This is a genomic window from Embleya sp. NPDC020630 (assembly GCF_044334985.1).
Lineage (GTDB): Bacteria > Actinomycetota > Actinomycetes > Streptomycetales > Streptomycetaceae > Embleya.
Genome location: NZ_JBIRUB010000028.1, coordinates 1 through 12,344, shown reverse-complemented (window position 1 = coordinate 12,344; position 12,344 = coordinate 1). Strand labels below are relative to the sequence as shown.

Sequence of the window (12,344 nt, the reverse complement as noted above, 5' to 3'; positions counted from 1 at the left end):
GTGGTGGGGTGGGGTGTTGCAGGTTGGTTGGGAACGTTTCGTGGCCGTCCGGGTGAGGGCTGTGGGGGCCTGACCTGGATTATTGCGGTTTCGTTGAGAATTCGCGGGCATGTTTCACATAGCGCCGTGTGTTTAAGAGGGCATCTGATCTAGGTTGCCGGTGGTGTGACCGTTCGTGGTGACCGTTGTGTGCGTGGGTCGTTTGTGAGTGGTTGTTGTGGCTTCGTTCACTTCTGATGACAGCGTTTGTCGACGACTTTGGGCAGCAGTTGCGGGCGCTCACGGTCGCGAATGTTCACGAGAGGACGAGGGGGCCGTGACCGTGCCCGGCGGCTATATTCTGGGCTGTGGAGACCTCGCCGATAACGATCCAGCTCATGCCTGACGAGGCATTGGTGCTCTCGGACTGGCTGGAGCGCGTGCAGATGACCGACTTGGACCGCATGGTCGACGACGCGGCGGTGTGGGCCCCGATCCACAGGATCGCGGGAACGCTGGACAAGGCTCTTCCGGACCTCTTCGCCGCTGACTATGCGGAGCGACTCGAGGCCGCGCGTCGGCGTCTGCGGCCAGCAACCGAGGACGAAGGCGGCATCTCTTGATCGTGGTTGTCCTCCGCCGCCGGAGAGGCGGAGGACGACAAGCCTGGTCAGCTTGCTTTCGATGATTCTTCGGCGATCGTGCCGTTGAAGGTCAGGCGGTCGATGGCGACACTGTTCTTCTCCTCGCGCTCGGTCAAAACCTGGAACAGCAACTCCGCTCCGCGTCGGTCGAGTTCCATGTAGCCGAGTTCGTCGATGCAGAGAAGGTCGACGCGGCCGTATCGGGCGATCGTCTTGTTCAGTTGCTTCTCGTCCGCGGCCTCCACCAGTTCATTCACCAACTTGGTGGCGAGGGTGTAGCGAACGCGGTAGCCCTTCATCGCGGCTTCGGTTCCCAGGGCGATGAGCATGTGGGACTTGCCGGTGCCGGAGTCGCCGATCAGGCAGAGGGGCTGGCTCTTCTTGATCCATTCGCAGTTGGCGAGGGTGTTGATCGTGGCCGGGTCGATGTTGGGGTTGGCGGCGAAGTCGAAGGTCCGAAGGCTCTTTTCCCGGGGGAAGCCGGCGGCTTTGATGCGACGCTCGGAGCGTCGGCGGGCGCGGTCGTCGCACTCGGCCATCAGGAGTTCGGCGAGGAACCCGCGATAGGTCAACTGGTCCTTGACCGCGGCGTTCGCGATTTCCGGGAACTCGGATCGGATCGTCGGCAGCCGCAACATGCGGCAGGCGGTGTCGATGGCGGCGTCCGCCGCCTGTTCGGTCAGGCCACGCTGGCGGGGCAGGGTCATGGCGCTTCTCCCTCGCGGTGATCGCCTCCGCTGACACGGCGACGCTGGAGCAACTGGTCGTAGGGCGCCACCGAGGGCAGCGGCCTGGTGTCCGGCGGCAAGTGGTTCAGCTTCCACTCGTGCAGGAACGTCACCATCGCCGGCGGACGACCGGCCGTCGGCGGAGTGTCGGGCAGGGACGGTCCGGTGGCGGATGTGAGTGGTTGTTGGTGGTGGGTTTGGGTGGTGTGTGTGGGGTGGGGTTTCGCTGTTGTGTCGGAATGTTTTCGGGGGTGTAGGGCTGGCGGGGTGGGTTTCGGGTGCGGGTGTGGGGTGTTCGGGTATGGCCCGGCGGTATGCCTGAGCTGGGGTTTTCTCATTTCCGTCGGGTTTCGCGGGTGTTGTGGGATGCGTTGAGATTTTGTGCGGTTCGGTTGGGGATGCCATAGGCGGCGGCAGGGTTTGGCGGCCCGTTTCGGGTGGTCCGGGCGATCGGGGGCTCGGGGTGGGGTTTTCAGGGTCGGGTGTGGTGGCGGATCCAGGACCGTAAAAGGTCGTCGGGTCCGGGTGTGAGGCGGCCGAGCCCCGAGTGTGTGGGCGGTGTGTTCGAGGAATCCGGTCACGGCCGGGTGCCGGTCGGGGTGGGGTGTCGCGGGTAGGCGCGTACGGGCGAGAGCGCGGGCGAGGGTGACCGTTTCGGGATGGACGATCACGGGCCGGGACGTCAGCGTCCAGGAACTCCCGTCCGTGGTCGTGTGGTCGGGGTTGGCCGCGGCCAGGCGGTGTCCTCGTGCCCGCCATCGTCCGGTGGGATACAGCTCGTGGTCGTACCACCGTGTGACGATGGCCTGTGCCCACGTATAGGCGGTGTTCGCGTTCGGCCGGCGCAGGAGCCTTCGGTGTTCCCGGTGCGTGTGGGCGAGTTCGGGCACACCCCGGGTGTCCAGGAGCCGCGGCCGGGGCCCGCCGGTGCTCCGACACGCGTGCCGCGGGCACCACACGCGGTGGGCGGGCAGGTACGCCCGTGCGCGTGCGGTGGCGCCGAGGGTGTGGCGCAGAGTGCACCACGGACACGCCCACGAGGGTTGTTCGTACGGGCCTGGGCGGTGCCACGCGGCGATGCCGGCCGCGGCCGCCCCGACAGTGTCCGGTGTTCGGGCCGGGTACCCGTCCCGGGGCCGTGCGTGGTGGGGGAGTGCTCGCGCGAGGTGGTGGTGGGGGACTCGGGTGAAGACGGCGAGTCGGTGCCCCGCGGCGTCGTCGAGGTGGATCTCGGTCGTGTCCATCTCGCCGGCGCCCCGCGCGCCGATGGTGGTGATGCCGATGCCGGTCAGCAACTCGGGCACGCTCTGCCGATACGTCGCCGCGACGCGGCCGACCCAGGAGGCGGTCGACTCGTGGGGCAGGGGCGCCACACGGAACGCGCCCGCTCGTGTGCCGGTCCGATCCCGCGGCGCGGGTTCGGCGGCCGGGCCCCGCGGGTTCTTGTCGTCGTGTCGCGCAAGTCCTCCCGACCTCGACCCCGACCTCGACCCCGGGACCGCCTTGGTCGCCTTCACGTGCCGTGTCGGCGTGTGCGGCCACCGGCGCGCGTCCGTCCGCCGGCTCGGGGCCGGTAGTGGTCTTCGGCGGTGTGGTCCAAGACGATCCCCTCGAGGCCGCCTTTGGTGATTTTCTCGGTGCCGTCGAGGATCGCTGCGATCGCGGCCTGGCGGAGCAGGCGGGCGAGGCTGCCGATGCGTCCGCCGGTGCGGGCGTGGAGATACGACGCCGCGCGGGGCAGTGTCCCCGCCCGGTGTGCCCGCAGGTCCAGACACGCCTCCATCGCCGCGACCAGATCCCGGAACGGCGTCCGCCCGCCCCCGCCGCCGAGGGGGACCGGCCCGCAGTCGACGACCGTGGCGCGCCCGGCGAGTTGCGCCCCACGCACACCGCTGAACAAAGCGGTCGCCGTGACGTCGATGCCCGCGAACACGAACGTCGCGCCGATGCGTTCGGTGAGGTCCTTCAACAGGTCGACGGCTTCCGCCCCCGTCGTGGTGCGCGGGTTGAGGCGGTGGATCTCGTCGATCGCGACCAGCCTCACCCCCGCCTCGCGATAGGTGTGGCACACGGCGTCGACGATCCGCGTCTGGGTCATGCGGGCGGTCACCGGAACCCCGAGGAAGCGGGCGAACTCGCCGGCCAAGGCCTTCGCGCTTGCTCCGGGTGGGACCAGGACGTACGCCACCGGCACCCACCCCTGCACCCCCCCGGCCGCGTCGGGCGGCCTCGGCGAGGTGGCACGCCCGACCCACCTGCAGCAGCGCGGTGGTCTTGCCGGTGGTCGGCGGCCCGCCGGCGATCACACAGGGCCGGGCGCCGGTGTCCTGGTGGCGACCGAGGATCATCAGGGTGCGTACCGTCCGCGAGATGGCGTCGATGGTCGGGGTGCGCACGACGGCGAACCGCGAGTGGTACGCCAGCCGTTCCTCCACCCCGCGCTCGCCCTCACCCGCCGCGGGCGGTGTGACGGGCGGCCGGTCGACGAAGTCCCGGAACCCGTCCCACGTCGCCGGCGACGGCCGGCGCTCCTCCTCCGCCTCCGTGCCGGTCACCACAGCTCGGCCTCGGCATGCGCGTCGTACAACCCGAACCCGACCCCGCCACCGGACGCCCCACCCGACCCCGCCTCCGTCTCGGAGTCCGGGTCCTCGTCGAGGAACTCGTCGCCGCCGTCGAGATCGTCCCAACTCTCCACACCAACACCGTCGTGCGTCGCTGCGCCCGGTACGCGTCCCGGGAAGACGAATCCCGCGACGCCCTCCGAGTTCGCGGCCCGCCCGTCGTGCCCGGTGCCCGCCTGCCTCACGACGCGGCGCGCCCCAGGAACCGCCCGACCCGCCGCGATGTCCTCGCGTTCACGACTTCTTCGGCTCCCGCCGCGGGCGGGCCCCACGGCGGGGCGGCCCTCGCGCAGGAGCGCCGCGAGGGCCTCGGCGAGGTCGGCTTCGTGCCGCTCACGGTCCCCGCGTCGCTCCACGCTCTCCCTCACGTGCCTCCACGCGTGGACGTCGAACGGGGCGTTCACGTGGTCGCGGTGGATCCACGGCACCTCGGCGAACTTCCCGCCGGGCAAACGGATCCACACCAGGCGGCCGTCGTGGGGGTTGTGGTGGATCTCCCACTTCCCGCCTCGTGCCGCCACTCCCGAGGACCGTCCCCGACACGCCCCCAGGACCGGATGGTCGTAGGTGCGGTGGTCGATACGGATCCCGCGTTCGGTGACCCGATGCCACCGCACCGGCAGCAACTCCACATAATCCCGCCCCGTGAGCGGCACCGGCACATACCCGCACGCCCCCACCAACGCGCCCCACATCTCGTTCGGCGTCAGCGCCGCCCCGGGCGTCATCGGGTGTCGCAGTCCCTCGTGGGGCCGGCTCTGCCACCCGCAGACGATCCATTCGTCGAGCAACTCCTGCAACTGCGGCACCGTCCAACACGCCTCGTCCTCCACACCGTGCCCGCGCACGGTCGTGTTCGAGCCCGTGTACCCGGCCACATGCTGACAGAACAGCGTGTTGATCGCGCCGAACGTCCGCTCCACCACCCCTTTCGCCGCGGGCCTGCGCGGCGGGGCGGGCTGCACGCTCACTCCCAACGTCTCGCACGCCGCCACAAACGCCTCCGACACGAACACCCGGCCCCGGTCGACCACGATCGTCTCCGGCACGATCACCGGCCTCGCCGCCGCACCCTCCAACCGCCCATCGATCGCCGCCAGTCGTTCGTAGGGCACGCTCGCCCGCGACAGTTCCAACGCCTCGGGCCAGTGCGGGCGCATCGGATGCGGCACGGCCATCTCCGCCAACAGCAGGGCGGCGTCGACCGCCTTGGTACCGGCCGGCCGCAGCACCGCCGCCACGATGCTCCGCGTCGCCACGTCCACCGCGATCGTCAACTCCGGCCGCCCCAACCGCCCGTCGCCCAGGACGGCCATCACGTCCAAGCGGGTGGTGTCGACCTGGACCTGCTCACCCGGTCGCGACGCGACCACCGCAGCGAACGGCGGCGTCGTCGCGCTCGCGGTCCGCGCCGCCCGCCCCGGCAACTCCGCGGGATCGGCCAGAGCGTTCACCAACCGATAGAACGTCGCCCGCGACGGCAAGGCCACCACACCCGGTCCGTGCGCCCGGTCCAGGATCTCCCCGGTCAACCGCCGCAACCCCTCCACCGTGCCCTTCGACCGCCCCCGCTGCCGCCGCAACGCCTCCAACACGGCCACCACCACCCGCTCGTCGCTGCGCCCGGTCGCACTCGCGCCGCGCATGGTGCGCTTGTCGACCAGCCCCCACAGGCCCTGCCGCCGATACCGGCCGCGCATCCGCTGCACCGTCGCCACACTCACCGCCCACCCCGACGCCCGCATCTCCTCGGCCTTGGCCCGCTCCCGCTCCGCCATGGACCGACCCGGGCCGTACTGCGCACGCGCCACCCCCACACCGCCCGGGCCGTCCGGCAACCCGCACTCGATCTCGTGGATGTGCCGCTGCCACGCGAGCGCCCGCTCGCGCTCCCGCAACGGCACCGTCTGGAACAACCCCCACTGCGGCACCCCCGCCACGGGCGCCGCACCCACCAGCGCGAAGTCCGGGGCCGCGCACAGGTACCCGACCAGCATCGACGCGACCACACCCCGCTCGTCCACCAGCCGCACCACCGGACCCTCCAGAGCGACGACCTGCCACGAACGCCCCTCGAACACCACATGCGCGCCCACCGCGACCACCGGCCGCCGACGCCCGCCGCTCACCACGCCACCCCGCCCGCCGCGCCGAGCCCCGGCCCCGCACACGCCGGGACCCGCTCGTGCAACGGCCGCGACAGCACCACCGACAACCGCCCCGACCACAACGCGTGAAAGACCACCGGCCACACCACGATCGGGTCACCCACCGCCCGCACACCCTCGATCAAAGGCCGCGCCCGGGCGAACGCGTCCACCACGGCCGCCTCCACGACAGGCGATCCCCGATGACGAGGATGCCGGTAACCGGCCAACCACCGCACGTTCGCCACGAGAACCGGATCCGGCGGCTCCAACCGCCGATACGACCAGCCGACCGCCTCGCACGCCGCCGCGACCACCCCACCGGCCCGCAACTCCCGCACCCCACCCGCACCGGACGAACCCGGACAGTCGGCCAGCAGCGCCGTGCCGTCCGCGTACCGGGCGAAGAGTTGCGGGACCCACGACCGCACCCGCCCGTCCGCGGCGTCGCGCCACACCAACCGCACCGGCCGCCCCGCCAAACCCACCACCCGCGGATCACGATCCAGGAGCATCAACCGGTCGCGCATCGCGGCCGACCCGTGCACCACATGGCCGCCGGTGGTCGCCGACCACCACCATCCCGGCCCCCACCGGCGTCCAGGCACCACCGGGAACGCCGACACCGGCGACAATCCCTCGAACCGCACCGTCCCTGCGGCTTTTACCCACGGCCGCTGCACCACCCGCCCTACCGCATCGAGGAACTCCGCCTCGACACCGGACACTTCCGCATCCGCCGGAGTCCGAGCCCCCACCCCGCCCACCGCTAATCGCTCACTCATGCCCGTAGTCAAGTACGCGAGAAATCCTCAGAAAGACAGAGAACCCCACCATCACCCGAACGAGCGCACCCCAACCGAACACCCCACGCACACACCGAGCCCGTGATAACCGCCGCGCCGCACCACGCCCCTACGCGCCGACCACCTCGGTCCGACCCAACCCAAGCCGGCCACACGCCTATTCGTCGTTCTCGTCCCGGCCGGCCGTGAGCACGTCCGTCAACTCCGCGGCCGACAGCCCGGCCCATCCGGCCACGTCCTCCAGAGGCACCCGGCGCTCAACGCCGCGACAGCGGTCCGCCACATAGCCTGCTCGAGGAAATCGACACCCCGGGAGAGGTTCCCCAGCAGGTGCCGGGCCGCGTCAGCGGTGCTCCCGGTCTGCGCCCCTCGCAACTGGAGCAACTGTTCCTCCGCTTCCCCCACGAGCTCGCCGATCAGCATGCGTTCCTCCGCGGGCACCGTCGAGCGCCACAGCGTCCCCGAACCGCCCGCCCTCCGCTCCTTGCCCAGCGACCGCAGCAGCGCGGCCGTGGTCGCCGGCCGATCCTCCTGCCGCACCCGCCACGGATCATCCACCCACCCGAACCCCACACCCGCACCCGCGTCCCCACGCCGCCTGCGCACGACGGCGCCCATCCACGCGACCAAGGGCCCGCCGTCCCCACCCGCGACCGCGCGCAGCCGCCGCGGCCAGATCTCCTCCCGCTCCCAGACCGGCGCCGACTCCCACCACCGACACACCACCGCCCACGCGACCCCGAACACCTCCCCGGCATCGACTCCGGCCCGCACCGCCCGCCGCGCCACACCCACCCACCGCCGCCGCGCCTCAACCACCTCCGGCACCTCGCGCAACTCCAGATGTTCCGGAACCCCGTCGGCGTCCGCGTCCAGGCCCCACCGGCCGTGCCGCCCACACACCCGCTCCCACCGCGCCGCGTACCGAACCACCCGCACCGGCCCACCGGCACGCCGCGCCGCACACAGTCGACACCCGAACGCCACCGGCCCCGCGACCGCGCCACCCACCCGCCACATCCCCTGCGGCACTCCGGCCGTCCCCCATCCGGCGGCCTCGTCCTCCTCCCGCCCCCAGGACGGCAACGCCCGCGCGAGCACCTCCTCCCCGACCCCGCACAACCCCACCAACACCCGCCTCCCGGCCGCGTCGAGGACCACCTCCCCGTCCGCCCGCAGCCCTCCACCCCGGTGCCGGGGACGATGGTTGAGCCACCGCCAGTGCCCCGCCAGGGCGTCGGCTTCCAGCCCGTAGCACCCGGCGACCCGGCCCATGAACGACCACGTCGTCTCACCCCCGACCGGAGCGACCCGAAACACCCCCACCGCACCCGCCCCTCGATCTCACTTCGAATCTCACATCCACCGAACACGAGCACCCTCGGCCGACACCGCCCCTTCACCAGCACATGCCGAGTTCGGTGAGCAGCCGCACCCGCTCCTCGCTCAACGAACTCCGCCGCGTGCGCTGGTTGTTGACCCACTTGCCCAGCCGCACCTCGACGGCACCGCCGCCCTCGGACCCGGCCGCAGTCTCCACCGCCACGGTCTCGACATGTGCGCGAGGTACTTCGAGGTCCCCTTCGCGTTCGCGGTAGGCGACGGCCGCGCCGAACGCCGTCTCCCACGCGCCCCGCCCGCGCCTCGGCGCCGGGGCAGCCCCGGCGCCCTCCCCCACGCCGTCGCCGCCCGCCGCACCACCACCATCCGCCGCTGCGCCGCCACCGTCTTCAGGCCGGATGCCGAGCTCCCGGAGCTGTTGGAGTTGTCCGGGCCGGAGTTTGGCTCTCACGGCAGGCTTGGCCTGCCGCTGCGCCCATCGACCGATGTCTTCGCCGCCCGCGACGTGTCCGGGCGCCAGTTCCTCCAAAACCCCGCCTCGTGCCAGGTACAGCCGCACTTCGTTGGCGGCCCTCTGCCATGCGATGGTCCACCCGTCCGGCTTCCACCACGGGTCCAACTCCCGGAGCGCGGCTTCGCGTTCGGGGTGGTTGTCCAGAACGCCGTGGCGTCGTTGGTTGGCGAGCCATTGTCCGATCCTGACGCCGTCCTGGACGGCGCCCTGTGGCGCGGCGAGGTGTCCGACGCGTTCGACATACCGCCTGGCGACGGCGAGTCCGTCGTCGAAGGCGGCGTCGGGGTGGGACCACACCATGCCGAGCATGACGAGTTTCCGCGTGCGCGCGGCGTCGAGCCGCCCAGCGGCGTACTCCCTGCGTTGAACGGCGGCCCATTGCCCGACCGGGTAGTCGTGGTCGTGCTCGTCGCGCGTATCGAGCGGAATCCTGAGGTGGCCCCGCGTCCGGAGGAAGCGGCGTGCGGCAAGATACCCGCGCACCCAGTCGCGTTCGTCGGGGTCGATGACCCGCAGCCGCACGAAGTCCGCCACGACCGCCGGATCCCGAGAGCTGGAGAACCGCAGGAAGGGCCGTGTCTCGCCCCCCGGACCATCTCTACCCGCAGGCCCTGCCACCCCCTCCACCACCCCGCCAGAGCCCTCCGCGACACCACCCACACCATCCCCGCCCTCCACATCGACGGAGCCCTTCCCGACCCCGATGTCGCCGCCTGCTGCGCCCTGTGCTCCCTCGCCGTGGTCCTTGTCGTCCCGGGCCAGGTCGGCTTCGGCGAATGTCCGTGTTGCGCCGTGTGCCTGTGCCTGGGGGACGGCGAGTGCTTCGACCATCTCGGGTGCGTGTGCCCTCAGGGCCTCGAGCACGGTGACGAGGTACCGGTGTCCGTCGGACAGGAGCATGTCGTCGGGCCGTTCGTGGTCGTCGAGGAACACCGGAACGATGATGGCGGCGGTCTTGCCCTGCCCCGGTTTCTGCCGGAGGGCTCTTCCGAGGGCCTGGGTGATGCTGACGATGCTCGAGATCTCGTCGAAGACGGCGACTCCGTCGACGGCGGGGCAGTCGATGCCCTCGCCGAGGATCCGCACGTTCGCCACCACCGACAGGTCGCCCGACACTCCGGGTTCGGCGAACCGGCCGAGAACCCGCCGCCGGTGCTCGGCCGGGTGGTCCCCGTGCAGCCATTCGGCGCGCACGTCCGCGGGTGCCTGGTCCGGGAGTTCGGCGCGCAGGCGCCGGCCGACGTCGGGCAGCCCCAATGCGAAGGCCTTGGCCTCGGCGACGCGGTGGTGGAACGTGATGACGGTCCGCAGCCCGTTCTCCCGCGCGGTCTTCAACAGCGCGGTCTGCAAGGCGGCGAGGCGTTTGCCGCGCCACGCCTCGACGAGCCTCGGTGCCTTGGGGCTCTTCTCGTCCAACGCCTTGCGCGCGTCGCGTCGGGCCTGGTTGAGCTCGGTGTCCCTGATGTCGGCCACCAGCACCACGAACCGCGCGAGGAGCCCGCGCCGGATGCTCTCGGCGAGCCCCAGGTGGAAGATCCTCGGGCCGTAGATGTCGATCGAGTCCATGGACACCGCGAGTTCCTCGGGAAGCGCGGGAACCCGCGGGAGCCGGGCCGGCCGGGTCCGCGCCGTCTCACCGTCGCCGGTGTCGTCGCCCCCATCATGTGATGCCTCGTCAGATGAAATAAACATTTCATCGGTTCCGTCGATTACTCCGACTTGCATTTCCGGCGAGAAATACTCGTCTTCGGAATCGAAATCGAATGCGATGTCGTCGGGGATCGGAGGAAGCTCGATGTGAGGTCCGGTGTGAGGTTCGACGTGGTGCTCCAGGCCGTCGTCCGCGCCGTGCGCCGCGACCCCGTGCCCCACCTCGAAGAGTGCCTCCTGCCCACCCGTGCCGACTCCAAGACCCCCACGCCGCTCGCCGCGCCGCCTCCTGCGCCGTCCTTTGAAGGATTCGTAGATGCGGGGTGTGGCGGTCATGTACAACCGCCGCAGTGCGGGGACGAGGGTGTTGTCGTGGATGTCGGTCCAACTCTTGTCGACGTGTCCGGCCGCGCGATGGGCCTCGTCGCACAGCACCAGCCTCCACGCCGGAAGGGCGGGGATCCCGTAGGGCCCGGTGTGCGCGTGAATCACCGTGCCGAGCGAGGCGTAGGTGGCGAACACCGTGTACCGCACGTGCTGTTGGGCCCACAGGGCGAGGCTGGGCCCGCTGGTGGTGGCGCGCACCCCCGCTGCGCCGAGTGCGTCGTCGCCTTCGAGGGAGCAGACGGCGAGCATGGCCTCTTCGTGTTCGAGGGTGCGCCATGCGGTGACGGTCTGGGTGAGCAGGTCGAGGGTGGGGACCAGGACGAGGGTGCCGCCGGTGGGTGCGAGGCGTCGGGCGGTCTCGGCGGCGATCAGCGTCTTGCCGGTGCCGGTGGCCGAGACCAGGAGTCCGCGGTTGCCGCCCGGGCGTACGGGGCCTTCCAGGCCGCGTACCGCGGCGTCGACGGCCTCGACCTGGTGCGGCCGCGGCCGTGGGGCGAATTCGCGCACCGACCCTCCTCGTCGTCACTTCCGGAACACCCGACGGGGCTCCTGATACACGTCAAAGTCTACCTGAGTCATTCTTGAGTCACATCGCTCTCCAATTCTGTCTCGAAGGAAAACATCAACGACGCACCCGCCTTTCGAGTCGTGCGCCGATCCCCCCGCCACGCCGCGGCTACATGTTCGGGGCGGGGAAGTGGTCCGCACCGTGTTTCACCGCGGTTCGGGTACGCCGAGTTTTCCCAGTCGTGAGCGGATCGCGCTCGGTTGGCGGTCGAAGCGTCGGGCGAGTTCGACCAGGTCGTGGCCGGCGGCGTGGAGTTCGAGGAGCAGTTGCTCGTCTTCGGGGGTCCATCGTTGGTAGGCGTTGGCGTGGCGGGTGCGGATCTCCTCCACGGAGTAGGCCTTGTCCGTGGCCTCGTGCTTGCGTGAGGCCGGTTGTCCCGCACTCGCCTCCCGGGTGGGGATCAGTTCCACCGAGCCGAGTGCGGAGGAGGGGAAGTCGCATACCTCGACTCCCTCGAGCCAGAAGGTGGTGGTGCCGTCCTCGAACGTCAACAGGTCTGCTCGGAGGTCGAGTTCGCGGCACGTGGCATCGGGGTCTGTGGGATCGGCGACGGACTCCTTGAAACGCAGGCGGAGTACCGTTCGGGGCTTCGGTTCGGTCATGACGGAAACGATGCCGGCCGAACCCACCTCCGGAGCCCGCCACTTGTGCCGATCCGCATCGCGGATCGGTTGCTCCCCGCAACGCGGGGAGCCCGCGCCTCTTCCGAAGGGAACTCCCGCAATCCATCACCCACTTCGTGCTACTGGCGGGCCGCAACGCGGCCCTGGTCCGAGCCGCAACGCGGATCGGACGCCTCCCGCAACGCGGGAGGCCCACACTCCTTTTCGATCCGCAACGCGGATCGAGCTCCCCGCAACGCGGGGAGCCTCGGTGGCGCAACGCGCCACCGCGAGCCGCAACGCGGCTCGCTTCACTCGCAAGCCGCGCAGCGGCTTGGGGACCCGCTCCGCGGG

General features: G+C 70.9%; 9 protein-coding genes. 1 reads left to right on the top strand and 8 read right to left on the bottom strand.

Annotated features, from left to right (window positions below):
• The first annotated feature begins 377 nt into the window (after positions 1-377).
• Positions 378-602, top strand: coding sequence for a hypothetical protein (locus ACH4XV_RS43205; RefSeq protein WP_395799275.1), 225 nt, complete (start codon positions 378-380; stop codon positions 600-602).
• 47 nt (positions 603-649) lie between these two features.
• On the opposite strand, the gene ACH4XV_RS43200 is transcribed toward ACH4XV_RS43205, so the two are convergent.
• The 8 genes from ACH4XV_RS43200 to ACH4XV_RS43165 form a co-directional block, all read right to left on the bottom strand.
• The gene (locus ACH4XV_RS43200) at positions 650-1,330 is read right to left on the bottom strand and encodes an ATP-binding protein (protein WP_395799163.1); all 681 of its coding nucleotides are present in this window, start codon (positions 1,328-1,330) and stop codon (positions 650-652) included.
• Complete coding sequence (locus ACH4XV_RS43195; RefSeq protein ID WP_395799161.1) at positions 1,327-2,724, bottom strand: TniQ family protein; 1,398 nt, start codon at positions 2,722-2,724, stop codon at positions 1,327-1,329. Before ACH4XV_RS43195 ends, ACH4XV_RS43200 begins: the two co-directional genes overlap by 4 nt.
• A 140-nt stretch (positions 2,725-2,864) precedes the next feature.
• On the bottom strand, positions 2,865-3,539 hold the full coding sequence (locus tag ACH4XV_RS43190; protein WP_395799159.1) for an ATP-binding protein: 675 nt from the start codon (positions 3,537-3,539) through the stop codon (positions 2,865-2,867).
• Between the two features lie 363 nt (positions 3,540-3,902).
• Positions 3,903-6,107 (bottom strand): transposase, encoded by a 2,205-nt coding sequence (locus ACH4XV_RS43185; protein ID WP_395799157.1) that lies wholly within the window; start codon positions 6,105-6,107, stop codon positions 3,903-3,905.
• Positions 6,101-6,907 (bottom strand): TnsA-like heteromeric transposase endonuclease subunit, encoded by an 807-nt coding sequence (locus ACH4XV_RS43180; protein WP_395799155.1) that lies wholly within the window; start codon positions 6,905-6,907, stop codon positions 6,101-6,103. Before ACH4XV_RS43180 ends, ACH4XV_RS43185 begins: the two co-directional genes overlap by 7 nt.
• A gap of 219 nt (positions 6,908-7,126) precedes the next feature.
• Positions 7,127-8,254: a DNA-binding protein gene (locus ACH4XV_RS43175; RefSeq protein ID WP_395799153.1), complete on the bottom strand. Its 1,128-nt coding sequence runs from the start codon at positions 8,252-8,254 to the stop codon at positions 7,127-7,129.
• 73 nt (positions 8,255-8,327) lie between these two features.
• Complete coding sequence (locus ACH4XV_RS43170) at positions 8,328-11,327, bottom strand: Helicase associated domain protein (RefSeq protein ID WP_395799151.1); 3,000 nt, start codon at positions 11,325-11,327, stop codon at positions 8,328-8,330.
• Between the two features lie 207 nt (positions 11,328-11,534).
• Positions 11,535-11,990, bottom strand: coding sequence for a hypothetical protein (locus ACH4XV_RS43165; RefSeq protein WP_395799149.1), 456 nt, complete (start codon positions 11,988-11,990; stop codon positions 11,535-11,537).
• Between the last annotated feature and the right edge of the window lie 354 nt (positions 11,991-12,344).

What these genes read in the sequence shown, in the direction of transcription:
- ACH4XV_RS43200 (WP_395799163.1), bottom strand. Translation starts at nt 1,330, where the DNA reads ATGACCCTGCCCCGCCAGCGTGGCCTGACCGAACAGGCGGCGGACGCC.
- ACH4XV_RS43180 (WP_395799155.1), bottom strand. Translation starts at nt 6,907, where the DNA reads ATGAGTGAGCGATTAGCGGTGGGCGGGGTGGGGGCTCGGACTCCGGCG.
- ACH4XV_RS43165 (WP_395799149.1), bottom strand. Translation starts at nt 11,990, where the DNA reads ATGACCGAACCGAAGCCCCGAACGGTACTCCGCCTGCGTTTCAAGGAG.
- ACH4XV_RS43205 (WP_395799275.1), top strand. Translation starts at nt 378, where the DNA reads ATGCCTGACGAGGCATTGGTGCTCTCGGACTGGCTGGAGCGCGTGCAG.